The following is a 26713-nucleotide window of genomic DNA, read 5'->3' as shown; positions in this document are numbered from 1 at the left end:
TTTATTCCCCTTTCGCTTCTAGCTTTTTATAAAGGTCAATAAATTCTGCCGCTAATTCTTTTACCGTAATAGAATTCATTAAATGATCTTGCGCATGAATTAAAAGAACACTAATCTCTGTTTTTTCCCCTCTTGCTTCTGATTGTATGAGCTCTGTTTGGAAATGATGCGCTTCATTAATCGCTTCTTTCGCCTTTACCATCGCTTCATCAGCTTCTGCCATTTTCCCCTGTTTGGCAAATTGAAGTGCCTCCATTGCAAAGCTTCGTGCATTACCACTATTTAAAATCAATTGGAATGGAATTTGTTCTGCTGTAGTCATCATAATTACCGCCCTCTCTATTATGGTTCAACCGATTTAAATACCCCTTCAATTTGAACATTTCTATTAAATTATTATTTTATTAATGATAGTTTGGTGTTCTTGTAGATGGGTCTCATCTTTCTGAACATGATATAAAGGTGATTGTTCTCACAGATAATGTTACCTGTGAGAACAATTACTATGTTACATAGGTACAGAGTTGTTATTTCCTTGTGCTGCTGCTTTTTCAGTACGAACAACAGAACGGTCAGATAATACAACGAATGGATAGTAGATTACCATCGCAATTACAAAGTTGAATAACTGTAGAATTGCACCTGAGAAATGTCCACCCGTTACAAGATAACCACTAATAATTGGTGGTGTTGCCCATGGAATCATCACAACTGTTTTTGGTACCCAACCAATAGATATCGCTGTATAAGAAGTAATTACTAATACAATTGGTGTTAGGATAAACGGTAAGAATAAAATTGGATTTAAAATAATTGGTGTACCAAAGATTACTGGTTCGTTAATATTGAATGCACCTGGTCCAATTGATAAGCGAGATACACCGCGTAATTGTGCACTTTTTGCTACAAGTAATACGACCACTAAGAATGCTAATGTTGCACCAGAACCACCAAGATATACAAAAGTATCAAAGAATGGTTTTGTAATAATGTTTGGAACATCAAATGCAGATGTACCACCTTGGAATAACTTCATATTTTTCTCTAATGCCGGTAAGTATAATGGCTCAATAATACCACCAACGATATTTGGCCCATGTAAACCGAAGAACCAAAGAAGATGAACAAGGAGTACAATGACAATTGCACTTGGTAATGTCCCTGCTAAACTTTGCAGTGGTGATTGAATCGTATTAAAGATAAATTCATGAACACTTGTACCAGCTAATTTCACTGCTAATTGAATACCTGCAACTACTGTTAAGATAACAAATGCTGGAACTATAGCTGCGAAAGATCTTAAAACTGCTGGTGGTACTCCATCAGGCATTTTAAAAGTAATGTTTCTTTGTACAAAGAAACGGAATACCTCAGTAACAAGGAGTGCCACGATAATTGCTACAAATAGCCCTTGTGCCCCTGTCCAAGCTAAGTTCAATCCGCCTTCTTTCGGTGTTGTTGGCGTAAGAATAATTAACGCACCAAATGAAATAATACCTGCTGACAAACCATCAACGCCGTAAGATTTTGCTAAGTTATAACTTGTTGTAAATGCTATGATTAGTGCTAGAATTGCGAAAGAACCAGTCCACATTCCACTGCCAACTTGTTTCCACGTTTCACCAAACAAACCTTTCATGAACTCTTGGAAAGCTTCAGACGGAAAACCATTAATTAGTGATGCCAATGCACCAACTAAAATAAGTGGCATAACTGCAATAAATCCATCACGGATCGCAGCTAAGTGACGTTGCGATCCGATTTTACCAGCGACAGGAACAATATACTTCTCCATAAATGCAATAAACTTTTGCATTTCGCTTCCCCCTAATTATTTTTTTAGTGTTAATGCGTGATCTAAAACTGCTTCTCCATTCATCATGCCGTAGTGCATTGGGTTAATAACATCGACTCCAACGTTTTTCTCATCGGCAAGCGTTTTCATTGTAGAAAGCATGTAACGAACTTGCGGTCCTAATAATAGTACGTCTGCTTGATCGATATTGTTTTTTACTGCATCCCCAGATACAGCCCAGATCTTACCTTCTAGACCACGAGCTTTTGCAGCCGCTTCCATTTTTGTAACTAGTAAACTTGTAGACATCCCTGCTGAACAACATAATAAAATATTCATTTATAAATCCCCCTTGTGTGGTATAAAAAATTTATGTTTTTTATTTTTCTTTACGCTATTTATTAATGCAATTACCGTGCCAACTTTTCAAAACGCCTAAAATCAGCGTTTTTTCGAGTGATTTCTTTGTGTGTTACCGCTTTCAATCAGTGTGTCCCCAAAAAAACACACAGTGTGTTATAAAACACCTCACTTTTAACACATAACTGTATGAAAATAGATTAGTGTTTAGTTGTCTAGTTGTGTTTAAAACAAAAAAACACTAATTTTTTTAAAAGTGTGAAAATATAGTACCAAAAAATATAATATTTCAACTCAAATCAAAACAAATACCTATTCAAGACACTCGTCTAGTTATTGTCCAGTCAAACTCTATTAAATTACATAGAATAGAATAGAATAAAATAAAGTATTTTGAAAGGGGATTCCAATGCCAAAGCATAGAAAAAAGAATAGAATGAAGATTTATAGAATACAGGTTCAAAATAAATGGTATAAACAAGAAGAGGATTCTGAATTAAATTCCAACACGGATACACTAGATCGACAGGACACTGAAGATAAACAAGACAGACCTGACAAACACGACGAACCAGATAAACACGACGAGGATGAAGACGATAAGCAAGTACAATCGGAAAATGTAATTATAGTACCCACAGATTCACACAGCTTAGATGTGTGGGATGAAATTTCTCTAAAGGAAATACAAGCTGGTGAACATACGAATTTATTTGAAGAAAAGAGTAATTATCAAAATATTAACTTAGTCCAAGTAAACGATGTTCGCTTATACTTGGACAAGCAACTACAATTCAGCTCCGTTGATGAGCAAATTTATCATGAAGCGCTTGTACATCCGATTATGGCAAAAGTAATTGATCCAAAACGTGTTCTCATATTAGGTGGTGGCGATGGTCTTGCCTTACGAGAAGTTTTGAAATATGAAACTGTGCTACACGTAGACCTTGTTGATTTAGACGAGGCAATGATTAATATGGCACGTAATGTTCCAGAAATAGTATCTTTAAACAAAAACGCTTTTTTTGATAATCGCGTGAACGTGCACGTATGCGATGCAAAAGAATTTCTAAATTCACCTTCATCTTTATACGATGTAATCATCATTGATTTCCCTGATCCAGCGACAGAGTTATTAAGTACTTTATATACAAGCGAACTTTTTGCTCGTATAGCTACGTTTTTAACAGAAGATGGTGCGTTCGTCTGCCAATCTAATTCACCTGCTGATGCACCTCTAGTATATTGGAGCATCGGTAACACTATTGAACATGCTGGATTAACTGTGAAAAGTTATCATACAATCGTTCCTTCTTTCGGAACTGACTGGGGATTTCATATTGCTGCTAATTCTGCCTATGTACTCGATCAAATTGAGCAATTATATGTAATACCAACTCCTCGAACATTACCTTCTCTTCTTTCTCCTTTGTTTCAATTTAAAGAAGAACATTTAGAACAACGTAATCTCGCTCTTTTAAACTCAGAATCGAATCTTATCCTACATCAATGTTACAAAAAGGAAATGGAGTTTTGACAATATTATAGTAAGGAGTGCTACCCTATGGAATATTCTACTTTTGGTAAGCATATAATAGTAGATTTATGGGGAGTGGACTTTTCCCTATTAGATGATGTTCACTTTTTAGAATATCATTTAGTTAACGCTGCAGATTGCTCTGGTGCCCATATTTTAAACGTAAGTACAAAAGAATTCGATCCGCATGGCGTTACTGTTTTAGTTTTACTATCCGAAAGCCACCTTTCAATTCACACTTATCCAGAAAAAAACTTTGCAGCCATCGACTGTTATACGTGCGGTACGACCGTTGAACCGCAAATAGCGATTAATTATATCGTAAGTATATTAAGACCAAATGAGATGCATATAAAAAAACTAATTCGTGGTACAGGAGAGATTATTACTGCCGATTAATTATCACTCTTACCCATCCGTAAAAAGGAGGATTGTAAATACCATCAGTGGAACAAACACTCCACTGATGGTACGGACACATACATAAAAAAACCTCGCATAAGCAAGGTTCATTCATCCACCGACATCTTTCTATATAATTCTACAAACTCACTCGCCAATTCCTTCACTGTAATTGCGTTCATTAAATGATCTTGTGCATGCACCATCAAAAGGGTAACTTCGGTTTTTTCCCCGCCAGCTTCTTTCTGTATGAGCTCCGTTTGTAAGCGGTGTGCCTCTTGCAATTCATTTAAAGCTTCTTGTAGTTTAGCTTCCGCTTCCTTAAATTCACCGCGCTTCGCACAATCAATTGCTTCCATTGAACAACTTCTCGCATTTCCTCCATGCAAGATTAAATGAAAAGCTTTCGTCTCTATCGTATCCATGTTATTTCTTTACTCCCCCTTTTCTTCCGCTACTTTTTGTTTATCCCATATTTTTAAGAATGGCAAATAAAGAAAGAATGCAATCGCAAAGTTAACGAGTTGCAAAACAACCCCTGAAATTTTCCCGCCTGATCCTAAATATCCACTAAAAAGAATAGGTGTAGTCCAAGGTACAGCAGCTCCGCTCGGACGTCCAACCCATCCCCATTCCATTGCAAAATAAGAAACAACCGTTAACACGACTGGAACCAGTATAAATGGAATAAGTAAAAGCGGATTCATTACAATCGGCATTCCGAAAGTCACCATTTCATTAATATTAAAAATACCAGGTGCAATCGACAATCGTCCTAAACTTTTCAATTGCTGACTTCGCGCAAATAATAACATTCCTACAACTAAAGCAAGTGTTGCGCCAGAACCGCCCATATAAATCCATAAGTCAAAGAACTGCGCAGTAATCGTATTCGGTACGTCTTGCCCAGCCTGAAAAGCAATTCGGTTTTGGTCCATTAACGACAACCAAATCGGGCTCATTACACCACCTACAATTGCAGCGCCATGAATTCCGCAAGCCCAAAGTACATGGACAATAATAACTGCGATTACCGCGCCCCAAAGACTAGCCCCAAGCACGCTAAGAGGCTCCTGTAAAAGCTTCCCTACAACATTATGAATACTACCGAAAGTCGTATGTTCAAAAATCAATCTAATGATCCAAACAACCGTCACGACAATAAAACCTGGAATAAGCGCAGCAAATGAACGTGTTACTGCTGATGGAACTGTCTCTGGCATTTTTATAATCATCTTTTTTTGCACAATAAATCTATAAATTTCAGTAGATATAATTGCAATAATCATCGCCACAAACAAACCTTGGCTTCCCATTAGCGCAGCTGGTATAACCCCATCTACAAGTACACTTTCCTTTGTATTTGGTATCATATACATAACCTGGAACGGTGTTGCAAGCAAAAATGATACAAGTGATAATGCACCAGATGCTAAAGAATCCACTTTATAATACTCACCAAGTCTGTAAGCGATTCCAAAAGTAGCTATTAAAGACATTATATTAAATGTTGCGCTAACTGGATACCCTAAAGCTTTTTGCCAACTCTCCCCAAACAATCCTGCCATAAAATCATTATACCCGGGTATGGGTAAAGCACTAATAATTAGAAAGAAAGATCCAATAATCAAGAAAGGCATCGTCAAAATAATTCCATCACGAATCGCTTGCAAATGCCTCTGCTCTGCAACCTTCCCTGCCACTGGCATCACATATTTCTCTAAAAACTTTATCATCTATCCCACTCTCCTCATGGTTTCATGGACAAAGCTGCTTGTAAGATAGCCTCTCCATTACAAAGTCCGTAATGGACGGATTGAATGACATCAACAGGTATTCCCTTCTCCTTACATAATTCTTTCATTTTCGGTAATAAATAACGTACTTGCGGTCCAAGTAAAAGTACATCTGCAGTATCAATATGATTTCGCACTTCTGAACCTGATACTGCCCAAATCTTTACCTGTATCCCTCTTGCCTCTGCTGCTTTCTCCATTTTTGTAACAATCAAACTGGAAGACATTCCCGCTGCACAGCAAAGTAAAATATTCATCTCGCTCCCCTCCCCCTTTTTCCAAACCTAAGTTATGGTGTAGCCCTTGCCACCACTAGGTTACAAATATATATGTCTAGATTTCTAACTGTATGCCGAGCTTAAAAACAAAAATTTCTCGGTTTTCACGCTATTCCATCTATCCGTATTTTCCTAGTAAAGAAGTCTCTAACTCGCTATAATGATTCAGTATGATTTTTTATAATCGATAGGAGGATATATTTATGAAGGCATATCGCTTTCCGCTTATTTTATTATCTTCTATCCTAATTGGTGGTTTCATTGGTTATTTCATGGGTGCCGATGCAGTTGCTTTAAAGCCGCTTGGTGACATTTTCTTAAACTTAATGTTTACGATTGTTGTACCGTTAGTGTTCTTTAGCATCGCGTCATCTATTGCTAATATGGATGGATTAAAACGTTTCGGTAAAATTATGTCTAGTATGGCTGGAACTTTCTTATTTACAAGTATTTTAGCTGCTATTTTTATGATTATTATCGTGAAAGTATTCCCGCCAGCACAAGGTGTTGTATTAGAACTAACGCAGCCTGATAAAGCTGAAAAAGCAGTTAGTGTTGCTGATCAAATTGTCGGTATCATAACAGTATCAGACTTTTCAAAGTTACTATCTCGTGAGAACATGTTAGCCCTTATTTTCTTCTCTATCTTAATGGGGGTTGCAACTTCAGCAGTTGGTGAAAAAGGAAAACCATTCGCTACATTCCTACAAGCTGGTGCAGAAATTTCAATGAAAGTCGTATCTTTCATTATGTACTATGCTCCAATCGGACTAGCTGCCTACTTCGCAGCATTAGTTGGTGAATTCGGACCACAACTTCTTGGAACTTACTTCCGAGCAGCAATGGTATACTATCCAGCTTCTCTTATTTACTTCTTTGTATTCTTTACATTCTATGCGTACCTTGCAGGTCGCAAACAAGGTGTACAAGTATTTTGGAAGAACATGGTCTCTCCTACAGTTACATCACTTGCAACTTGTAGTAGTGCCGCAAGTATTCCAGCGAACTTAGAAGCAACGAAGAAAATGGGTATTTCTTCTGACGTTCGTGAAACAGTTGTCCTTCTTGGATCTACACTTCATAAAGATGGATCTGTTTTAGGCGGGGTATTAAAAATTGCTTTCTTATTCGGTATTTTCAACATGGAATTCGAAGGACCGAAAACATTAGCAATTGCACTTGTTGTTTCTCTATTAGTAGGAACAGTAATGGGTGCTATTCCGGGCGGGGGTATGATTGGTGAAATGTTAATCGTTTCTCTATACGGATTCCCACCAGAAGCATTGCCAATTATCGCCGCAATTAGTACAATCATCGATCCTCCTGCAACAGTGTTAAACGTAACAGGAGATAACGCTTGTGCCGTAATGACAGCTCGTCTTGTAGAAGGTAAAAACTGGATCAAAAATAAATTTGCTTAATATATAGAAAGAGGATGCTCGGTGGAGCATCCTCTTTTTTGTTGTTATTTGTCGAAACGTCGATATAATCCCATCCCGCCACAATTTTGTTATAATCTTCACAAATATTCCACATCCATTATCCATTCTCCGTACTATAATCATGTATGGAAAAGGAGATGGATACAATGACTCAAAGCGCACCAGAATTCAAAGTTTTGCAAAGCATTGCATTTCTTGCTGTCGTTTTGCAAAGTTCCTTATTATATACAATGAATCAAGGAAATGTCTTACTCGAGCAATCCCTCATTATGGGCATGCTATTTAATCTTGCAAAATTTTCAGCACCTGCATTCATATTTATCGTCGGCTTCCATTTAATTCGGCTATATACGAAGCAACTCGTTTACAGAGAATATATTTATGAAAAAGCCGCACATTTACTCATTCCTTATTTCTTCTGGTCTATTCTTTACCTATTAACAACAAACGATGTCATTACACTACAAGGCGGAATAAAAAGTTTATTACTCGGAACAGCTGCACCTCATCTTTGGTACGTTATTATGATGTTCCAAATTCACTTATTGTTCCCGTTGCTATGCACACTATTTTATTGGTTTCAAAAACGAACAGAAAATAAAAAAGACATATATAAATATATGACCATTTTCGCTTGTCTATATTTCTTCTTAATGTGGTACTCTTCTCACTACATTTTTAATGGAGAGAAACTGACTAGTTCAACCATTTTACATTATACAGATCGTTCCTTCTTCTTCTACTCATTCTATTTCGTCATGGGAGGAATAGCTGCTGTATCATTAAAAACTTGGCGTATATTTGTCATGAAACATATTCCGCTTATCACAATACTATTTTTCATCTTATTTTTATTCATCAATTATGAGTTATTTAGTTTTTACGGCGCCAATTCTATTCATTTAACGGTTTCTACTTATTTAAAACCGTCCATGTTTTTATATATTGTTTGTGAAATTATGATACTGTACGTGTTATCTATTACAATTGTACAGCGACGTGGTTTCTTATATAAAGCTTTACGTTTTATCGGGAATTACACGTATGGCGCTTATTTAGCTCATTTTTTCTTCTTGCAACTATGTACAAAATTTCTTTCCTTATTCGCACTGCAAGAAAACACAATATTATATAGCCTATTACTATTTATATTAACGACCACAATCTCTATTTCAGCAATGGTCATTGGTAGCATACTACCATTTCACACGTGGGTTACAGGGCCTTCCCCTACGACAAATATGAAATGGGCGAAGATTGCCATTCGGAAAAATCATGAAAAAGTATTTAAACCTTATATTTGATATAATAAAGTGAAACTTTAATCAGTGGAGGGGTTCTTCATCCCCCACTGATTATTAGTTGAACCAATCGGGCATTTACGGGCAGCCCGATCCCCACCTAACTTCTTTTCTTTTGCTGAATTTTGAGGTAGGGGTCTTACTGCCCGTTAATGCGGGATAGTATTTCATATAAGAAAAGAAAGTAGGACACACCTATGATTAATCAAATTGGGCAAATTATGTTATATGTAAATAACCAAGATGAATCAGTACAATTTTGGACAGAAACAGTAGGATTCCAAATCGTTGCGGAAGAAAATAACGGTCAAGGATTTCGCTGGATTGAAATTGCGCCGGCAAAAGAAGCTGGAACAAGCATCGTCCTTCACGATAAGGCGTTAATTGCGAAGATGCAACCTGAATTAAACTTAAATACCCCTTCACTTATGTTCTTCTCTAATAACTTAGATCAACTGTATAAAGATCTTTCTGAGAAAAATGTTACAGTTGGACAAGTTGTAGATTTACCTACTGGTAGAGCGTTCAACTTTGCTGATAATGAAAATAACTACTTTGCAGTTATGGAAAAGAAATAAGAAAAAGCTATCCGAAAAGGTCATAATAAAACCTTTTCGGATAGCTTCTTTTATTAAGAAACTTGCTCTGCATTCGTTTCCTTATGCTGTATATGACTCGTAACCCATGTGATTCCACCAGCGACAACGAGATAGCATAATAAAATTAAAATTTGCATTCGTAATTGCGACCAATCTCCTAAAGAGATAACATCTTGTAATCCTCTAAGAGAATGAGACATTGGGAGAAACTGTCCAATTTTGCTAAGCACAGCTATATTTAACTCTCCTGGGAAAGTACCTCCGCTCGTCGCTAATTGAAGAACGAGAAGCGTTACCGCTGCGAACTTCCCAACAATGCCGAATACCGTTACTAACATAAGAATAAATGTCATGAACGTAAAGGAAATAACAATACTTGATAAAACAAAGAGTGATACACTTGCAACTTCTAATTTCATAACTCCTAACACTACCACATCTACAAGTAGTGCTTGAATGAGTCCAATTAAATATACTAATCCTAGTTTATTAATAAAATGTACTGTTCCGCTTACCTTCATATTTTGTCTACGGCCAAGAGGTAAAATATTCGATGCCATAATTCCGCCAACATAAAATGCCAGTGATAAAAAGTATGGTGCAATACCTGAACCGTAGTTAGGCACATCAGAAACTGTCGACTTCACTAATTGAACCGGCTCTGAGAACATCGTATTGCGTGCATCATCATTGCGAACATCCGCTATCTTCTCTGCACCCTCTCCCAATTTCGTAGAAAGTTCTTTCGCACCATCGTCAAGTTTAACAAATCCGTTCGTTAACTTATCAGCACCATGATTCAGCTCTGTTCCGCCACTCGCAAGGTGATTTACACCTTCTTGTAATGATGTAAATCCATTTCCCCACTTCGTAAATCCATCAGCTAAATTCGAAGTACCATCTGCTATCTTTTTCGTTCCAGCGGTAGCCTCGTTTAACTTAACTCCGAATGTATTCATGCCTTCCTCAATCTTATGCTGACCATCAGTAAGCTTCCGCGCACCTTGTGTCAATTGTTGTTGGCTATTATTTAAAGTGTTTGTTGCTTTAGCTAATCCGTTAGAAGTAGCAATGATCTTTTGAAAAGCAGGATCTTGCTGCACTTCTGGATGACTTTTCACGTACTCTTCTAATTGTTGTTTTACACTATTTGCTGCATTGTCTGCTTTCACTTGCCCTTCAGCAAGTTTCTCACTTCCGTTCACCCATTCATTTGTACCAGCACTTAATTCACTAACTCCTGATTGTAAAGACTTCTCACCCTGTGCTAGCAGCTCCATACCATTATGAAGTGATGTCGCTCCCTGACTAAGCTCATTTGCTCCCCCAGTTAAGGCCGATTGACTAGAGGCAAGCTTATCACTTCCTTCTTTTAACTTCACTGTTCCATCATTTAAACGATGAATACCATCTGCAAGCTGATTCGCCCCATTTTTTGCATCCGTCGTTCCTTCGTGCAACTTCTCAGCGCCATTTCTTGCATCACTCAACCCTTGTGCCAAATCTTGAAACTTTGAAAAGACACCTTCTGTATAAGATTTCGTAATACTATTTGAGATTTTTGTTTTCATATTTTCAACAGCTGTCGTTCCAATTTGAGCTGCTACAAAGTTTTTCCCTGGATTTACTTTGTACTGCAGCCTCGCCGGCTCTGGTTTCTCATCCATTAGTGTACTTACCTTTTTAGAGAACTCCTCCGGAATCGTAACCACCATATAATACTTATCTTCTTTTAGCCCTTCATCAGCATCTTTTTCTGATACGAAATGAAACGCCAATTCCTTATTCTCTTTTAAATTTTTAACAAAATCGTCTCCAGCCTGGATTGTTTTTTCATCCATCACAGCACCCTTATCTAAATTAACAACTGCAACAGGTAATTTATCTAATTTTCCGTACGGATCCCAATATCCAGCTAAGAAGAATCCTGAATAAATTAAAGGAACGATTAATAAAAAAATTAAAGCGATACGTCCATGTTTATGGTTCCACATCGCCTTCCAATCTTTAAATATAAGTTGAATTCCCTTCATGAAACATACTCCTTCTCCTAATTTAACACCCTTCGAATGGTTTAACAGATTTACTATACACGTCACTTTCCATACTGTATAATACATCTTTAATTATCAATTCATTCCTTTTGGTCTATAGAAAGGAGATTCGAAGTGGAACTTCTTCAATTAAAATACTTTCAGACAGTCGCACGACTAGAACATATGACAAAAGCAGCTGAAGAATTGCATATCGCGCAGCCTTCACTCAGTAAAACAATCGCTAGACTAGAAAAGGACTTAGGCGTCCCCTTATTTGATCGCCAAGGTCGACAGATTACATTAAACTCTTTCGGCAAAGTATTTTTAAAACGAGTAGAACGCATTTTTCATGAATTGAGTGAAGGGGAACGCGAAATTAAAGATTTAGCTGAATTACAACAAGGCTCTATTACACTTGCAGTTTCTATTCCAAGAATATTACCCGAGTTACTCGGTTCTTTTTTACTAGAACACCCTAACGTTCGATTCCAACAATTTCTCGCATCTACTCCTTCTATGAAACGGCAACTAGATAATATGGAAATTGATTTTTGTATCTCCTCTGTACCAATTGAAGGCGAGGAAATGGTTTGGGAACCACTTATCACAGAAGAAATTTTCTTAGCTGTTCCTTCAGGACATCGGTTATCAAACCGCGAAAGTATCTATTTGCATGAAGTAAAAGACGAATCGTTTATTAGTATGAACACTGGTTACGGATTTCGGCACTTAACAGATGAATTTTGTAAAAAAGCTGGTTTCACTCCACATATCGCTTTTGAAGTAGATGAACCAACCGTGATTAGCGATCTCATTAAGCAAGGTCTTGGCATCGCCTTTGTCCCAAGTTTAACTTTATTAAAAAACTCTACTTTAGCATCAAATAAGTTACGTATTATTGAACCTAATTGCGAACGAACTATCGGCTTAAGTTGGTCGAAGAAGCGCTATTTATCAAACACCGCCCAGCAATTTCGTGAATTCGTGATTGATTACTTCTCCAATATTAGGGCGTAAAATTATATCGCTTTACAAACAAATAACGACACAAATAAAAGGTACCATCCCCATAGGGTGGCACCTTTTATTTGTTACTCTTATCCAATTCCATTTCCGCTAAAAGCGGCAATACGTTATCGAAAATATGTGTATTATTATTCTCACCTGTTACATATCCACCATAATATCTACTAAATACATTATCATTTCGGAATGTATTCATCCGCTCATACAATTCCTTCGCAAACTTTGTATCACCTGTTTGTAGTACGTACAAAATTGTTAATCCGTATGATGCTGGTGATTCATAGTTCACAGCTTGTTTTCCCGTTTCTAAGTTATAACGACCATATAACTTTTCGTCTTCGCGAAATTTCTTCTTTATAAATTCCAAATAAGCGTCTGATGAAAGACCGCCTAAACTACGATGATAAGCAACGTATGATTGGTCAATAAGATTCACTTCTTTATCGTACGTAAATGTCCCATCATCTTTATACTCTTTCGGGAATGCCCAGCCCTGCCTTGGATAATCCGCTAAAAACTGAACAACTTCTTGATACTGCTGTGCAGAAATTTTTCCATACTTTTTCATATAAGAGAATGCATGCGGATTTATGTAAGATGTTGTTGCAAAGTTATTTTGTTTTCCTGTATCTGCATCGTAATAATCAACGTAATAATTACCTTTTTTATTATAACGAAGTACAGAATCACTCAATTGATCTGCAAGGTTTTTATAGCGATCTTCCTTGTACATTTCATAAGCACGATATAATTGTTCTATAATACGAAGATCATCGATAAGTGCATTAGTAGCTGACTGCATTTCTCCCTTTTCAGAGATTTTCCATATAACGATGCGATCCTTATGTACAAAGTTATTTTGAATAACCTTCACTTGTTCATCAAATAAAGCTTGATCATCTTTATCAAGTGTATATTGTAGCCATAGCCCTGCAGATTCTGATAAAGCTTCACGGCCCTTCGCTTCACCCTTACCTGCCTTTGTATCCTCTAAGCGATACGTTGCAAGTGTTCCATTTTCATTCACCATATGTCGTAAAATAAAATGCTCGGTACGATTTCCTTGTAAAGCTGACCAAAATACAACTCCACCTAAAGCGATTAAGAGAATAATCCCAATCCCTATATATAAACGTTTTCGCAAGCTTTTCACCTCCTTTTAAGGCTAACCTTAATTTTACCAGAACATACGCAAATATAAAAAAGACAATCCTTTAGATTGTCTCTCTCACCTTATCCTTCGCAAGCCTCTTTAGAAGGTCTATATAGCGATTCCACAAGTCGATCATATTCACGACGCGTAATTTCTTTATTATACAACTTTAATAATAAATCTCTATGCTCTCTTGAAAATGCCATCTTTTTAATGACTTCAGGATACATAAAACACCCTCTCCATTTCACATAAACTTCTTCATCCCGGAAATAGAACTTACGTTCGCATAAAAGATTATAAAAGATTCAGCCCTAAAAAACAAATAAAATATTACCAAATATCAATTTCTTTCTTTTTAGAATATTTAAATATTGCATTACCGTACTCATTTTTTAAATACATATATATTTCTGGTAGTTTTTTGAATAAATTTTCCAATTCAATCAGAAAATAATGGCAAAAAGAAGAGGAGTATACATATGGATACCGTAACATTAGCAAGGGCATTTTTTGGTTCTTCATTAGCATTCCACATTATCTTTGCAACGCTTGGAGTCGGGCTTTCTTTAATGATTTTTATAAGTGAAATACTCTATCACTGGAAGAAAGATTCCGACTATGCCATTATGGCAAAAAGATGGACAAAGGCTTTTGCTATCCTTCTCGGTGTAGCAATTCCAACTGGAACAATTGTTGGTGTACAAATTTCACTTCTTTGGCCTGGTTTCGCCAAAATTGTTGGGCAAGTTATTTCCGTTCCGTTTCAAATTGAGATTTTCGCCTTCTTTTTAGAGGCTTTATTCATGTCTATTTACGTATATGCGGCTGATAAACTGCCTCCAGTTATGAGATTAATCTCGCTATTTTTCGTTATGATTGGCGCCACTGCATCTGCCGTGCTTATTACATCGGCAAACACATGGATGAATACACCTGCGGGCTTTTCAATGAATCCAGATGGCTCAGTTTTTAACGTTGATCCGTGGAAAGCTTTCTTTAATCCGAGCTTTGGCACAAGTGCATTCCACGTCGTTATTACGGCCTATACAACTGGAGCAGCTGTTATTGCTTCTATCGCTGGATTTAAATTATTAAAGAAAAATTTAAGTGCTCGTGAAATTGCTTACCATAAAAAAGGATTACTGTTAGGGCTTGTCGTTACATTTATCACAGGTGCTACGATGTGGCTTTCAGGACACGAATCTGCTATTGCCTTACATAAACATTCACCTGAAAAACTAGCATCTGCTGAAGCTTTGTTTGAAACGACATCACACGCGCCTTTATCGATTGGCGGGGTTGTGGACCCTAACACACTTGAACTAAACTATGCCCTTGAAATTCCGAACATGCTTAGCTTATTAGTGGGACTAGACCCTAACACCGTTGTAAAAGGGCTAAATGAATTCCCGCAAGAAACGTGGCCACCATTTTACACACATACACTATTCAACTTAATGGTCGGCACCGCTGCCTTTACCTTTGCAGTTGCAGCTATTGCCCTCTTATATTGGTACTTTGTTTACCGAAAAAAAGGAGTAGAGTTACCGAAGTGGCTTCTTTGGGGAGCTGCCGCCTGTGGACCCGTTATGTTGCTCGGTATTGAATTCGGATGGATTTTTAGTTGTAGTGGTCGTCAGCCATGGACAATTTATGGCATGCAACGCACGGTAGATGCTTCTACGCGCGCTGATTTCGTCGGTCCTTTATTTGTTTTATTCATCATTTTATATATCGGACTCGGTATTTTAACAGTCTTTGTACTACGGACATTCTTTAAGAAACATCCGTTAAAGAATGATTTACATCACGAAGGAGGCGATTCTCGTGCATGAGGAAAGCATTGCAATCATCATCTTATGGGCTCTTATTTTCGTATATAGCATACTAGGGTCTATTGATTTTGGAGCTGGTTTTTGGGGCATGGTATACGCTAAACACCCGACGCTTGCTGCCAAGCTTGCTAATCGGTACTTATCACCAACTTGGGAAGTAACAAATACGTTTCTTGTCTTTGTCGTCGTTGCTTTTCTCGGTTTCTTCCCAAAAGCGGCCTTTACCCTTGCAACCGTTATGTTTGTACCAGTTATGTTAATTTTAGTACTCGTTGCGATTCGTAGTACATTTATGGTATTTGCTTACTCCCTGCCAAAATACCAACACCTTCTTCGGATTATTTCAGGTATTACCGGGCTCTTAATCCCAGCTCTATTAATTACCGTTCTGCCAGTTACAGAAGGTGCCTATATTACGATGTCTGAAGGAAAAGAAGTGCTCCTTTACGGAAAACTTCTTTCTAGTCCCGTTATTTATTGTTATATGCTCTTCGGACTAACTTCGGAACTATTTCTATCATCTCTCTTTCTTGCTGACTTTGCTAGGGAACAAGGTTCTGAAGATACGTACCGAATTTATAGAAGAAATGCCATCATACTTGGTCCTGCAACGCTCGTGACTGCTATTATCGCTCTCGTTGTAATGGACCCTGAAACACACTGGCTTATGCAAGGACTAATAAAGCAATTCCCATGGTTTACAGTCTCTATCATTTTATTTGTTATCGGATACTCTTCCCTTTGGTGGACAAATAAGAAATATGGCACACTAGGCTTTCCTCGCATTGCAGTTTTAGCTGTCGTCGCTCAATATGCATTTGCAAGCTACGCTTACGGCGTCGCCCATTTACCTTATATCATTTACCCGGACGTAACTGTATTTACAAGCTTTACGACGGTCGAAACATTCTATGCACTTCTTATTCTTTACGCAATCGGGATTGCAATTTTACTACCAGGATTTATTTTCTTCTGGAATTTATTCTTAAAAGATCGAACATTTTTAAAGGAAAAATAGTAAATTAGGGGCATTCACACATAGAATGCCCCTAATTTATTAGACTCCTCTCCTAATAGTTATTAAACTACTCCTTATACTTGCCTTATTGCTCAAAATACACATATTCACTAGATTAAGGTAGATGCCTAGTTCTTCTTATTTTCTTTTGAATATAATGCTATATAAACTTGAGACAAGCTACATTTGTTCAAGGGAAAATAGAAAGGTAGGTTAAATATGAGCATTGAAATATGGATTACTATTATTGTATTCTTCTTAACGATGATTGTTGTCTTTTGGCGACCTCGCGGTTTAAATGAGGCGTGGCCGGCAGCAGTCGGCGCTAGCATTATCCTCATTACTGGACTTGTATCAAAACCAGACGTCATGGACATTATAAGTAAAATCGGCGGTGCCTCTATAACGATATTAGCGACCATCGTTATGGCGGTTATATTAGAAAGCTTCGGCTTCTTCCACTGGTCCGCAGCGAAGCTCGCAAATTTAGCGAAAGGTTCCGGACGACGCCTATACTGGTACATTCAATTACTATGTTTTCTTATGACTCTTTTATTTAATAATGACGGTAGTATTTTAATTACAACACCGATTTTGATTTTACTTCTGAAAAACCTTCAATTAAAACCTCATCAACAAATCCCTTATTTATTAAGCGGTGCTTTAATTGCCACTGCATCTAGTGCACCAATCGGTGTAAGTAATATCGTAAACTTAATCGCATTAAATATTGTTAATATGACTCTTTATATGCATACAGCTATGATGTTTGTACCTGCAACATTAGGGCTACTGTTTATGTCATGGCTCATGTATACAGTTTTAAAGAAAAAAATCCCAGAAAGATTGCCTGTTTCTTCATATGATATTGAAGAAATTTTCTTCACGAAAAACTTCCATCCGTTAAAAGGACAAAATTCTGTTAATACGAAACAAAAACGTACGAAATTCATGTTAAAAGTATTAGGCTTCGTCTTCCTTATGCGCTGTCTTCTATTCGTTGCATCCTTCTTATCGATTCCAATCGAAATCGTTGCCGTACTCGGTTCACTCGTTCTTCTCATCTGGAGATGGTACTACTTACGAACAAACCCAGTCGATATTTTGAAAAAGACACCGTGGCACATTTTAATTTTCGCTTTCTCTATGTATGTAATTATTTACGGGCTTCATAACGCAGGGTTAACAGCGGCACTTGTAAGTTGGCTCGAACCAGTTGTAAGTCAGCATCTACTCTATGCCAGCTTTGCAATGGGCGGACTCGTTTCCCTCCTCTCTAACGTCTTCAATAACCACCCTGCACTTATGATTGGTACAATCACATTAACAGAAATGGGACTAGATCCAGTCACATTAAAAACTATCTATCTCGCAAATATCATCGGTAGTGACATCGGTTCACTATTATTACCAATCGGTACACTAGCTTCCCTCATTTGGATGTATATCTTAAGACAAAACAAAATTAAAGTGAAATGGAAAGATTATTTAAGCGTATCTCTCATCGTAATCCCACTCACAACAGTCGTCACATTATTCCTCTTATACTACTGGGTACAATTATTCTTCACCTTATAAAGTGAAACTTTAATCAGTGGGTGGGTGTTCATCCCCCACTGATTATTAGCCCGCACCAATCGGGCGTTTACGGGCAGTTTATCTCCCACCTAACTTCTTTGCTCCAGCCGAATTTTGAGGTGGGAGTTTTACTACCCACAAATAGCGGGATAGACGACAGAAGCCCCCTTTGCTACCGTCTTAGCAAAGGGGGCTTCTTCTATATTTAAGTTAGGTACAGTGTGATCAATCAAGTAAAGAGGTGTAACGTGTTATTGATATAAGTGACTACCAGTTTCTTTGAATTCTACCGCTTTCTCTTTCATTCCTTTTTCAATTGCTTCTGTCGTTTCTAAGTCATTTTCTTTCGCATATTCACGAATATCATGTGAAATTCTCATACTACAAAACTTTGGGCCACACATTGAACAGAAATGCGCTGTTTTCGCCCCTTCTGCTGGCAACGTTTCATCATGGTACTCCATCGCGCGTTCAGGATCTAAAGATAAATTAAATTGGTCGCGCCAACGGAATTCAAATCGTGCTTTTGAAAGTGCATCATCACGCTGATGAGCCGTTTTATGCCCTTTCGCAAGATCGGCTGCATGCGCAGCGATTTTGTACGTAATAACCCCTTCGCGAACATCATCTTTGTTCGGTAAACCTAAATGTTCTTTCGGGGTTACATAACAAAGCATCGCCGTTCCAAACCAGCCGATCATCGCAGCACCAATCGCTGAAGTAATATGATCATAACCTGGTGCAATATCTGTCGTTAACGGCCCAAGTGTATAGAACGGCGCACCCTGACAAATATCAAGTTCTTTCTCCATATTTTCTTTAATTAAATGCATCGGTACATGCCCAGGTCCTTCAATCATAACTTGCACATCATGTTTCCAAGCGATTTTTGTTAATTCACCAAGTGTCTCAAGCTCAGAAAACTGCGCTTCGTCATTTGCATCTGCAATAGAACCTGGACGTAATCCATCTCCAAGAGAAAACGAAACATCGTACTGCTTCATAATTTCACAAATCTCTTCAAAGTGAGTATATAGGAAGTTTTCTTTATGATGGAATAAACACCACTGCGCCATAATCGAACCACCGCGCGAAACAATACCTGTCATACGCTTTGCAGTAATTGGAATGTAACGAAGTAATACACCAGCGTGAATCGTGAAGTAATCAACGCCTTGCTCCGCCTGCTCAATTAACGTATCACGATATACTTCCCACGTTAAATCTTCTGCAATTCCGTTTACTTTTTCAAGCGCTTGATAAATTGGCACAGTTCCAACTGGTACCGGAGCATTACGAATAATCCACTCACGTGTTGTATGAATGTTTTTACCTGTAGATAAATCCATAATCGTATCTGCACCCCAGCGAGTCGCCCACGTCATCTTCTCTACTTCTTCTGCAATAGAAGACGATACAGCAGAGTTTCCGATATTTGCATTTACCTTCACGTGAAAATTACGTCCAATTATCATCGGTTCCGCTTCAGGATGGTTAATGTTCGCCGGCAAAATCGCACGACCTTCTGCAATCTCCTTACGAACAAATTCAGGCTCTACCCCTTCACGAATCGCAACATATTCCATCTCAGACGTAATAATGCCATTACGCGCATAATGCATTTGCGAAACATTTGCACCTTGCTTCGCTCTAAGCGGCTTACGATCCATTTGCGGGAAAACAGGTGTATGTCTTGAAGCCACTTTCACACCGTCATCCTCAGGTTTAATTTCGCGTCCTTCATAAGCTTCCACATCACCACGCCCCAAGGTCCAAGAGTGGCGCGGCGTTGGAATCCCTTTTTCCAGCTCCACTTTATACTCTGGATCTGTATAAGGTCCACTCGTATCATACACACGGATTGGCGGATTTTGAACACCGTTCGTATCGCTTTGTTCAATCTCGCGCATTGGTACTTTCATACCTTCACGTGTTCCATCCACATACACTTTCTTACTTCCTGGTAAACTCGATTTCAATTCAATTTGCTCAGCTGAAACAGACTGTTTCATAACCTTTGTTGCCCCCCTGTTCGTGACAAGGACGAGATATGGCCAGCGCATGCCAAAATAAAAAGAGCCAGGTCCATAAAAGAATAAGGACCTGGCTCATAAAGACATAATTATGTAAAGCCGTTAACTTCCCTACGCTGGTACGAGCCAGATCAGGTCCAAAGGGTTAAGAAGTTCACACGCTTCTCTCTCAGCCTACGCATACGTTAGGCACCCCTAGTTTATCACTGATTTAATTTTCAATACTTTCCCATCATACACTATAATCTGAAAAATGCAAAGTTTATTTCTTTTGTTGTTTACGGAATCATCCAAGTTAAATAATAAGCCTGCACATACGTCATAATCCCAACAATAGTAACGAAGAATAAACTATGCTTCAATGTAAAGCGGAACAAATCTGACTCTTTCCCAGCAAGTCCAACTGCCGCACAAGCAATCGCAATTGATTGCGGAGAAATCATTTTACCTGTTACACCGCCCGTTGTATTTGCTGCAACAAGAAGCACTTCAGATACACCGACTTGCTGCGCTGTAATTGCTTGTAAATTCGAGAACAGTGCGTTCGCTGACGTATCTGATCCTGTTAAGAATACGCCAATCCATCCTAAGAATGGTGAGAAGAACGGGAATAATCCGCCAGTTCCTGCAAGTGCTAACGCTAATGTAGAAGATAGACCAGAATAGTTTGCGATAAATGCGAATCCTAATACGAATCCAATAGATAGAATTGGCATTTTTAGTTCGTTTAACGTTTCTTTAAATGTTGCTACTGCATCTTTTGCACTCATTTTCAAAATAAAGATAGAAATGATACAAGCAATTAAAATTGCTGTTCCAGTCGCTGATAAAATATCTAATTTCAAGATTGCTTCATAAGGTGTTGGTTTATTTACAATTGGCTCTGCTTTCATTACTAAATTGTGCAAGCTTGGAACTTCAAATTTAAATACGAGACTTTCTAAAGCGCCGCCCGGAGCGAATAACGCTTTAAAGAAACTCTGGCTCCAGATGACTACCATCACAGTCAAAATAATGAACGGAGACCACGCTTTTACTACTTTTCCTACCGTTAGTTTCGGCATAGATGTCGCCGTCGTCGTTGCTGCTACTTCACTATTCGCTTGCTTAGTTTGATAAATTTCTTTCGGTTGCCAAACTTTTAAGAATAGCGATAAACTTACTAAACTTACAAGCGCTGAAGTAATATCCGGAAGTTCTGGTCCTAAAAACGTCGCTGTAATAAACTGTGTAATTGCAAATGAACTACCCGCTACAAATAAAGCAGGCCACGTTTGTTTTACTCCTTTAAAGCCATCCATTAAAAATACGATAAAGAACGGAACAAATAAAGATAAGAACGGTAATTGATGCCCAGCCATTTGTCCAATTTTATGCGGATCAATGCCTGTTACTTGTCCAGCAACTGTAATCGGAATCCCCATCGCTCCGAACGCTACTGGTGCAGTATTTGCGATTAAACAAAGACCTGCTGCATATAAAGGATTTAGCCCAAGGCCTGCAAGAAGCGCTGCCGTAATCGCTACTGGTGCACCAAATCCTGCTGCCCCTTCCAAAAATGCTCCAAATGAAAATCCAATTAAAATAACGAGTAAACGATGGTCATTCGTAATGGATAATACAGATGCACGAATGACATCAAATTGACCTGTTTTCACAGAAATTTTATATAAAAATACCGACATAATGATAATCCACGCAATTGGCCATAATCCGTATAAGAAACCGTATCCGGTCGCTGCCATTGCCATTGTGAATGGCATTTTATACGCAAATAACGCCACCAAAATCGTTAATACAACTGTAATAAATCCTGCCACATACCCCTTCATGCGGAAAACCGCTAAAGCTAAGAAAAAAAAGATGATTGGAATAAGTGCGACTGCTGCCGAAATCCAAATGTTACCGAACGGATCGTAAACTTGTGTCCATGTGTTCATTGTTCTCTCCCCCTAAAGAATCCCCTTTTAAATAAGATATAACCTTATCAATAGACTACCAGGTCATCATACCTTTAAGCCTAAAAAATACAAAACATTTAAGAAAACGTTTTCAATAATTTTATCACAACAATTTTCATTTAAAAAGATTTTTTCGAAAATTTCATCATTTAAAAAGGAAATCTTACAAAAGCGTCACGTTTTTGTAATGTTAATCGATAGGAAGGTTGCCAAATTTATCGCATACTAAAAGTATAACAACGGACATTACTTATGAGGTGATATATATGAACGGAAACAAAATATTAGCAGCTTTATCATACTTTAGTGTATTATTTGCACCTATCTTATTCCCTATTATCGTGTGGATTGTGGGCGATTCTGAAACGAAACCACATGCGAAACGTGCTCTATGGACACATATCGTTCCAAGCATCGCTTCATTTATTGGATTAGTTATTTTAGGAATTATGGGCATCGGATCTGATCAACCAGACGTAACACTTGGAATTGGAGCAATCATCGTCTTATGCATTTGCGGAATCATTAGCTTATACTACTTCATTTGGAATATCGTGAAAGGTATTAAGATACTGAAAGCTTAGTTTTAAACAAACGTTTGATTAAAAAGGAACTGTCCAAAAATTAATGTCGCATGATCGTAAATGAAATTTTATCGGCGATTCGACAAGGAATATCGAATTAACTACAAAATACGACAAGAATAACCTACCTATTAATAAGAAAAAACCGTCCCAAAATACCTTTTGGGACGGTTTTTTTATCTTCTACGTTTCTTCTTTTTTCTCATCATTTTCTTTCGGCGCGTATTCGCTTTATCCGCTATAATGTGGAGCGTACTCGCCACAACAATCCCCATTACAAACGTTACAATTTCAACCTCGTGTTCCTTCGCAATTTCTATTAAATTTCCACCGAATGCGATTATATTTAATAGGAATAAAAACGGAGAAAACACAATTAACATGTATGCAATACGAATAATATCACCAATTATAATCGTATGTGTGAAGAAGGAACGATGGGGCATTACGCTCCTATATGGATACCAAAAAATGCGGAGGAATCCCCATTTATTATACGCATTACTGTACGTATCTAAATCCGGTGTTAAAAATGAAGTACCTACTAAAAAGCCAATTGCAAAAGTTAATAAAAAATCAAAACTTGTTAATCCATACGAAAAGAGCATAAACAAAACAACCGGAAGGGATATTAAGTTTATTTTCGTATGCGTTCTTCCTGATGGCATAATGCACTTCCTCGCTTACGTTCGCCCTGTCATCCTATGACAGTTCTCACCTATTGATCTAATTTTTGATCGATAAATGATGTGTCTATATCCGAACCAAACCATTCTGCCAACTTCACTCGTGCCTTATCTTTCACATCTTCATTTACGTATATCGATGCTTGTAATAGTGCGGCCATTAACGCACCTAAATCATCCGTATAACCGACTCCAGCAATGAAATCTGGAATGGCATCAATCGGTGCAATGAAATAAGCAAGTGCTCCGATTACAATAATTTTCACTCGTTTTGGAACATCCGGTCTTTGCAAAACGTAAAACAACAATAAACTCGCATAGATTACCGACTGCCCTGCCTGCTTCGCAACATGTTTTATTTTCTTCCAAAACGCTTCAACTGAAAATTTTTGTTTCATTCAAAAGCCTCCCTATTTTCAAAAGAAATAAGCTACAATATGTTATGTTATCAGTAAAAGTTCATCAAAATTACACATAATCTATCAACGAAATTTCATTGTAACAAACAAAACCAAAAAGAACAAGTGTTCGTTAATTTTTTCGTATTTTCCTTCATATAATAGTTTTCTAGACAACCACTTAAAGATTTCTATTCCATATTTCTCAACCAAAAAACTTTCAATTCCGCTTAACATTCTTTTCTATTTTTGTTATATTTTCTAGTTGACGGGCATATAAACGAATGTTAAAGTTTTCTCTGGTAGTGACAAATCACATACAAAAAATGTAAAATGTTATAGTGTTTCTCAGAAATGAATTTTGTTGTATAATACAGAAATGACGTTATGCTTATGAGCAGCACAAGAAACCAAAAAGGGTATGCATAGTTAAAGTCGTATATGGGTGAATATAGAAACTCTAATTATGGCCAAGAAAACTATGTATTTTTTATTTTAACATTTTTCGCTCCAAAATCGACCAAGCCTGATAGAGAAAGGGTGGAAATGAATGAAAGAAACCATGAAATCACAATTTCAAAACGTGCGTTTTACTTTATTCGTGGCTTTGGCCGTATGGCTAAAATCCTACATCATTACACGCACTAGCTTCGATTTAAAACTTGAATCTTTCATGCAAGAATTCATTTTATTCATTAGTCCATTAGCAGCATCATTACTGTTTGTGGGTCTTGCATTATTTGCAAAAGGGAAAAAACGTAACTATATAGCACTAGGAATTAACTTTATCTTAACGTTCATTCTTGTTGGTAACGTAATGTTCTACGGATTCTACAATGACTTCGTTACTTTACCAGTACTAGGACAAACGTCTAATTTCGGAAGTTTAGGTTCTAGTGTGAAAGAATTATTTAACTACAAAATCATCCTTGCATTTGCGGATATTATCGTATTCTTCGTTCTATTGAAGAAGAAGAAAGATTTTGCACCGACAGAACGTGTAGCGCGTCCGATGCGTTCTCTATACTTCGTGTCAACGGTTGCTATTTTCTGCGTAAACCTAGGATTTGCAGAAGCTGAGCGTCCAGAACTATTAACACGTTCATTCGACCGCGTTATGCTTGTTAAAAACTTAGGATTATATGTACACCAAGCATACGATCTTGGCTTACAAGCAAAATCAAGTTCACAAAAAGCGTTTGCTGATGGTAGTAAATTACAAGAAACAGAAAACTACGTGAAAACAGCACAAAGTAAACCAGATCCAAATATGTTTGGTACTGCAAAAGGGAAAAACGTAATTGTTGTCTCTCTTGAATCATTACAAACATTCTTAATTGGTGCGCAAGTTAACGGACAAGAAGTTACACCATTCCTAAACCAATTTGCGAAAGAAAGTTATTACTTCGATAACTTCTTCCATCAAACTGGGCAAGGTAAAACGTCTGATGCTGAATTCTTAGTAGATACTTCAATGTATCCACTAGACCGTGGTGCTGTATTCTTCACACACGGTAATAACGAATATACAGCAACTCCAGAAATTTTGCGTCAGCAAGGATATCACACATCAGTATTCCACGCGAATAACGCAACGTTCTGGAACCGTAACATTATGTATCCGGCACTTGGTTATGATCGTTACTACAACGAGCTTGACTACAAAATTACGCCAGAAACAAAATTAAATTGGGGATTAAAAGATATCGAATACTTCGATCAATCTATCGATATGTTAAAAGAAGTGAAGCAACCGTTCTATACTCGCTTCCTTACTTTAACAAACCATTACCCATTCACTTATGATGACAGTACGAAATTAATCGATGAATACAATTCTGGTGATGGCGTATTTGACCGTTACATGGTAACTGCTCGCTATTTAGACGAAGCAATGAAACACTTTATTGAGCGTCTAAAAGCAGAAGGTATTTACGACAACTCAGTTATCGTATTCTACGGTGATCACTATGGTATTTCTGAAAACCATAACCGTGCAATGGCACAGTTCTTAGGAAAAGAAGAAATCACTACATTTGACCATATGAACTTACAAAAAACACCGATGTTTATTCACGTTCCAGGTCAAAAAGAAGGTAAAACAATTTCAAAACCGACTGGTGAAATTGACATTAAACCAACAATTCTAAACTTACTTGGTGTGGATTCTACGAATCAAATTCAATTCGGTCATGATGTATTCTCACCTGATAATAAAGGATTCGTTGTTCTTCGTGACGGTAGCTTCGTTACAGATAAGTACATGTACACGAACAGTACATTCTACGACCGTAACACTGGCGAAGTTGTACAATTACCGAAAGAAGAATCTCAACCACTTATTGATCGTGCCCAAAATGAATTGAACATGTCTGACAAAATCATTGAAGGTGACTTACTTCGCTTCTCTGAAAGTAACAAGATCAAAACTGGTGAAGTAAAAACAGCTATTAAAGAAGAAAAGAAGAGCGCTGAGTAATCTCAGCCTCTTTTTTTATTTTCTACTATCCTTCCTCTCCTATTCATTAACTTTAAAATTACATAACCTTCACCGAATATTTACACTACATTAATGAAGTATCTTTATAATAAAATATGTAAACGAGGTTTCACATATTTCTTATCTCTCATCTGTGATAAGATCCCTTAGAGAAATATGTGCACCATTTGTTTTCAACTTTCTTATAATTGTCTTACTAAAACTTTTAATAAGACGATGTCCCTACGAAAGATAGCTACCCTCCTTGTGCAGCATTCAATACGAATGTTGCTTTTTTTATTTCAAAAAGCAGGATTCGTATTTCTCATTTTCGAATTTGTATATACAAAATGCTATAAATCACCACTACTTCTCTATAATTTTCAAATACATATACGTCATATGAAGAGAAT

24 protein-coding genes and 1 riboswitch are annotated in these 26713 nt (G+C 37.5%); of the genes, 11 read left to right on the top strand and 13 right to left on the bottom strand.

What is annotated here, in order from left to right:
- Position 1: 1 nt before the first annotated feature.
- From B5P42_RS05390 to B5P42_RS05380, 3 genes are all read right to left on the bottom strand, one after another.
- A complete protein-coding gene (locus B5P42_RS05390; protein WP_000989054.1) occupies positions 2 to 325 on the bottom strand; it encodes a PTS lactose/cellobiose transporter subunit IIA in 324 nt (107 codons plus the stop codon).
- Between the two features lie 183 nt (positions 326 to 508).
- Entirely contained in the window at positions 509 to 1816 is a 1308-nt protein-coding gene (celB, locus tag B5P42_RS05385) for a PTS cellobiose transporter subunit IIC (protein ID WP_113733780.1), read from the bottom strand.
- A gap of 15 nt (positions 1817 to 1831) precedes the next feature.
- Positions 1832 to 2134 (bottom strand): PTS sugar transporter subunit IIB, encoded by a 303-nt coding sequence (locus B5P42_RS05380; protein WP_001023565.1) that lies wholly within the window; start codon positions 2132 to 2134, stop codon positions 1832 to 1834.
- A gap of 430 nt (positions 2135 to 2564) precedes the next feature.
- On the opposite strand from B5P42_RS05380, the gene B5P42_RS05375 reads away from it, so the two are divergent.
- The gene (locus B5P42_RS05375; protein ID WP_113733779.1) at positions 2565 to 3692 is read left to right on the top strand and encodes a polyamine aminopropyltransferase; all 1128 of its coding nucleotides are present in this window, start codon (positions 2565 to 2567) and stop codon (positions 3690 to 3692) included.
- 27 nt (positions 3693 to 3719) lie between these two features.
- The gene (speD, locus tag B5P42_RS05370) at positions 3720 to 4091 is read left to right on the top strand and encodes an adenosylmethionine decarboxylase (RefSeq protein WP_060749239.1); all 372 of its coding nucleotides are present in this window, start codon (positions 3720 to 3722) and stop codon (positions 4089 to 4091) included.
- Positions 4092 to 4201: 110 nt separating this feature from the next.
- On the opposite strand, the gene B5P42_RS05365 is transcribed toward speD, so the two are convergent.
- From B5P42_RS05365 to B5P42_RS05355, 3 genes are read right to left on the bottom strand one after another with little or no spacing between them, the layout of a single operon-like run.
- Positions 4202 to 4519, bottom strand: a complete 318-nt coding sequence (locus B5P42_RS05365) for a PTS sugar transporter subunit IIA (protein WP_078175844.1) — start codon at positions 4517 to 4519, stop codon at positions 4202 to 4204.
- A gap of 9 nt (positions 4520 to 4528) precedes the next feature.
- Entirely contained in the window at positions 4529 to 5830 is a 1302-nt protein-coding gene (gene celB / locus B5P42_RS05360; RefSeq protein ID WP_113733778.1) for a PTS cellobiose transporter subunit IIC, read from the bottom strand.
- 14 nt (positions 5831 to 5844) lie between these two features.
- Positions 5845 to 6147, bottom strand: a complete 303-nt coding sequence (locus B5P42_RS05355) for a PTS sugar transporter subunit IIB (protein WP_002089630.1) — start codon at positions 6145 to 6147, stop codon at positions 5845 to 5847.
- 224 nt (positions 6148 to 6371) lie between these two features.
- On the opposite strand from B5P42_RS05355, the gene B5P42_RS05350 reads away from it, so the two are divergent.
- The 3 genes from B5P42_RS05350 (at position 6372) to B5P42_RS05335 (ending at position 9489) form a co-directional block, all read left to right on the top strand.
- Complete coding sequence (locus tag B5P42_RS05350) at positions 6372 to 7589, top strand: dicarboxylate/amino acid:cation symporter (RefSeq protein ID WP_002016167.1); 1218 nt, start codon at positions 6372 to 6374, stop codon at positions 7587 to 7589.
- A 167-nt stretch (positions 7590 to 7756) separates the two neighbouring features.
- The gene (locus tag B5P42_RS05340; RefSeq protein WP_078175841.1) at positions 7757 to 8914 is read left to right on the top strand and encodes an acyltransferase; all 1158 of its coding nucleotides are present in this window, start codon (positions 7757 to 7759) and stop codon (positions 8912 to 8914) included.
- Between the two features lie 194 nt (positions 8915 to 9108).
- On the top strand, positions 9109 to 9489 hold the full coding sequence (locus tag B5P42_RS05335; protein WP_000609851.1) for a VOC family protein: 381 nt from the start codon (positions 9109 to 9111) through the stop codon (positions 9487 to 9489).
- Positions 9490 to 9542: 53 nt separating this feature from the next.
- On the opposite strand, the gene B5P42_RS05330 is transcribed toward B5P42_RS05335, so the two are convergent.
- Positions 9543 to 11543: a YhgE/Pip domain-containing protein gene (locus B5P42_RS05330; RefSeq protein ID WP_113733776.1), complete on the bottom strand. Its 2001-nt coding sequence runs from the start codon at positions 11541 to 11543 to the stop codon at positions 9543 to 9545.
- A gap of 135 nt (positions 11544 to 11678) precedes the next feature.
- Between B5P42_RS05330 and B5P42_RS05325 the strand changes: the two genes are divergently transcribed.
- Positions 11679 to 12563 (top strand): LysR family transcriptional regulator, encoded by an 885-nt coding sequence (locus tag B5P42_RS05325; RefSeq protein WP_002129960.1) that lies wholly within the window; start codon positions 11679 to 11681, stop codon positions 12561 to 12563.
- Between the two features lie 67 nt (positions 12564 to 12630).
- On the opposite strand, the gene B5P42_RS05320 is transcribed toward B5P42_RS05325, so the two are convergent.
- Positions 12631 to 13716, bottom strand: a complete 1086-nt coding sequence (locus tag B5P42_RS05320) for a transcriptional regulator (RefSeq protein WP_113733775.1) — start codon at positions 13714 to 13716, stop codon at positions 12631 to 12633.
- Between the two features lie 89 nt (positions 13717 to 13805).
- Entirely contained in the window at positions 13806 to 13955 is a 150-nt protein-coding gene (locus B5P42_RS31910; protein WP_002016173.1) for a hypothetical protein, read from the bottom strand.
- A 252-nt stretch (positions 13956 to 14207) separates the two neighbouring features.
- Here B5P42_RS31910 and cydA point away from each other — a divergent pair, with 252 nt between their 5' ends.
- From cydA to B5P42_RS05305, 3 genes are all read left to right on the top strand, one after another.
- Complete coding sequence (cydA, locus tag B5P42_RS05315; RefSeq protein WP_002016174.1) at positions 14208 to 15563, top strand: cytochrome ubiquinol oxidase subunit I; 1356 nt, start codon at positions 14208 to 14210, stop codon at positions 15561 to 15563.
- Positions 15556 to 16581: a cytochrome d ubiquinol oxidase subunit II gene (locus B5P42_RS05310; protein WP_002089640.1), complete on the top strand. Its 1026-nt coding sequence runs from the start codon at positions 15556 to 15558 to the stop codon at positions 16579 to 16581. Before cydA ends, B5P42_RS05310 begins: the two co-directional genes overlap by 8 nt.
- Positions 16582 to 16800: 219 nt before the next feature.
- The gene (locus tag B5P42_RS05305) at positions 16801 to 18159 is read left to right on the top strand and encodes an arsenic transporter (RefSeq protein WP_113733774.1); all 1359 of its coding nucleotides are present in this window, start codon (positions 16801 to 16803) and stop codon (positions 18157 to 18159) included.
- A gap of 251 nt (positions 18160 to 18410) precedes the next feature.
- Here B5P42_RS05305 and thiC read toward each other — a convergent pair whose 3' ends face one another.
- The gene (gene thiC, locus B5P42_RS05300) at positions 18411 to 20171 is read right to left on the bottom strand and encodes a phosphomethylpyrimidine synthase ThiC (RefSeq protein WP_113733773.1); all 1761 of its coding nucleotides are present in this window, start codon (positions 20169 to 20171) and stop codon (positions 18411 to 18413) included.
- A 112-nt stretch (positions 20172 to 20283) separates the two neighbouring features.
- Positions 20284 to 20399, bottom strand: a riboswitch (TPP riboswitch).
- 71 nt (positions 20400 to 20470) lie between these two features.
- Positions 20471 to 22132: an L-lactate permease gene (gene lldP, locus B5P42_RS05295; protein ID WP_002016180.1), complete on the bottom strand. Its 1662-nt coding sequence runs from the start codon at positions 22130 to 22132 to the stop codon at positions 20471 to 20473.
- A gap of 287 nt (positions 22133 to 22419) precedes the next feature.
- Between lldP and B5P42_RS05290 the strand changes: the two genes are divergently transcribed.
- Positions 22420 to 22737: a magnetosome magnetite crystal formation protein family gene (locus B5P42_RS05290; RefSeq protein WP_002167374.1), complete on the top strand. Its 318-nt coding sequence runs from the start codon at positions 22420 to 22422 to the stop codon at positions 22735 to 22737.
- 176 nt (positions 22738 to 22913) lie between these two features.
- Here the strand turns inward: B5P42_RS05290 and B5P42_RS05285 are convergent, their stop codons facing one another.
- Together B5P42_RS05285 and B5P42_RS05280 are read right to left on the bottom strand one after the other, a co-directional pair.
- Entirely contained in the window at positions 22914 to 23405 is a 492-nt protein-coding gene (locus B5P42_RS05285; RefSeq protein ID WP_002089644.1) for a metal-binding protein, read from the bottom strand.
- A gap of 50 nt (positions 23406 to 23455) precedes the next feature.
- Positions 23456 to 23821: a YkvA family protein gene (locus B5P42_RS05280; protein ID WP_002016186.1), complete on the bottom strand. Its 366-nt coding sequence runs from the start codon at positions 23819 to 23821 to the stop codon at positions 23456 to 23458.
- Between the two features lie 550 nt (positions 23822 to 24371).
- On the opposite strand from B5P42_RS05280, the gene B5P42_RS05270 reads away from it, so the two are divergent.
- Positions 24372 to 26300, top strand: a complete 1929-nt coding sequence (locus B5P42_RS05270) for an LTA synthase family protein (RefSeq protein WP_113733771.1) — start codon at positions 24372 to 24374, stop codon at positions 26298 to 26300.
- Positions 26301 to 26713 lie beyond the last annotated feature (413 nt).

The sequence above is a fragment of the Bacillus sp. SRB_331 genome, assembly GCF_003264175.1.
Lineage (GTDB): Bacteria > Bacillota > Bacilli > Bacillales > Bacillaceae_G > Bacillus_A > Bacillus_A mycoides.
The sequence above is the reverse complement of the archived record's forward strand: the minus strand, read 5'-3'. Positions and strand labels throughout refer to the sequence as shown.

What these genes read in the sequence shown, in the direction of transcription:
- B5P42_RS05350 (WP_002016167.1), top strand. Translation starts at nt 6,372, where the DNA reads ATGAAGGCATATCGCTTTCCGCTTATTTTATTATCTTCTATCCTAATT.
- B5P42_RS31910 (WP_002016173.1), bottom strand. Translation starts at nt 13,955, where the DNA reads ATGTATCCTGAAGTCATTAAAAAGATGGCATTTTCAAGAGAGCATAGA.
- lldP (WP_002016180.1), bottom strand. Translation starts at nt 22,132, where the DNA reads ATGAACACATGGACACAAGTTTACGATCCGTTCGGTAACATTTGGATT.
- B5P42_RS05375 (WP_113733779.1), top strand. Translation starts at nt 2,565, where the DNA reads ATGCCAAAGCATAGAAAAAAGAATAGAATGAAGATTTATAGAATACAG.
- speD (WP_060749239.1), top strand. Translation starts at nt 3,720, where the DNA reads ATGGAATATTCTACTTTTGGTAAGCATATAATAGTAGATTTATGGGGA.
- cydA (WP_002016174.1), top strand. Translation starts at nt 14,208, where the DNA reads ATGGATACCGTAACATTAGCAAGGGCATTTTTTGGTTCTTCATTAGCA.
- B5P42_RS05280 (WP_002016186.1), bottom strand. Translation starts at nt 23,821, where the DNA reads ATGAAACAAAAATTTTCAGTTGAAGCGTTTTGGAAGAAAATAAAACAT.
- thiC (WP_113733773.1), bottom strand. Translation starts at nt 20,171, where the DNA reads ATGAAACAGTCTGTTTCAGCTGAGCAAATTGAATTGAAATCGAGTTTA.
- B5P42_RS05270 (WP_113733771.1), top strand. Translation starts at nt 24,372, where the DNA reads ATGAAAGAAACCATGAAATCACAATTTCAAAACGTGCGTTTTACTTTA.
- B5P42_RS05365 (WP_078175844.1), bottom strand. Translation starts at nt 4,519, where the DNA reads ATGGATACGATAGAGACGAAAGCTTTTCATTTAATCTTGCATGGAGGA.
- B5P42_RS05340 (WP_078175841.1), top strand. Translation starts at nt 7,757, where the DNA reads ATGACTCAAAGCGCACCAGAATTCAAAGTTTTGCAAAGCATTGCATTT.
- B5P42_RS05330 (WP_113733776.1), bottom strand. Translation starts at nt 11,543, where the DNA reads ATGAAGGGAATTCAACTTATATTTAAAGATTGGAAGGCGATGTGGAAC.
- B5P42_RS05380 (WP_001023565.1), bottom strand. Translation starts at nt 2,134, where the DNA reads ATGAATATTTTATTATGTTGTTCAGCAGGGATGTCTACAAGTTTACTA.
- celB (WP_113733780.1), bottom strand. Translation starts at nt 1,816, where the DNA reads ATGCAAAAGTTTATTGCATTTATGGAGAAGTATATTGTTCCTGTCGCT.
- B5P42_RS05335 (WP_000609851.1), top strand. Translation starts at nt 9,109, where the DNA reads ATGATTAATCAAATTGGGCAAATTATGTTATATGTAAATAACCAAGAT.
- B5P42_RS05290 (WP_002167374.1), top strand. Translation starts at nt 22,420, where the DNA reads ATGAACGGAAACAAAATATTAGCAGCTTTATCATACTTTAGTGTATTA.
- celB (WP_113733778.1), bottom strand. Translation starts at nt 5,830, where the DNA reads ATGATAAAGTTTTTAGAGAAATATGTGATGCCAGTGGCAGGGAAGGTT.
- B5P42_RS05355 (WP_002089630.1), bottom strand. Translation starts at nt 6,147, where the DNA reads ATGAATATTTTACTTTGCTGTGCAGCGGGAATGTCTTCCAGTTTGATT.
- B5P42_RS05285 (WP_002089644.1), bottom strand. Translation starts at nt 23,405, where the DNA reads ATGCCATCAGGAAGAACGCATACGAAAATAAACTTAATATCCCTTCCG.
- B5P42_RS05305 (WP_113733774.1), top strand. Translation starts at nt 16,801, where the DNA reads ATGAGCATTGAAATATGGATTACTATTATTGTATTCTTCTTAACGATG.
- B5P42_RS05390 (WP_000989054.1), bottom strand. Translation starts at nt 325, where the DNA reads ATGATGACTACAGCAGAACAAATTCCATTCCAATTGATTTTAAATAGT.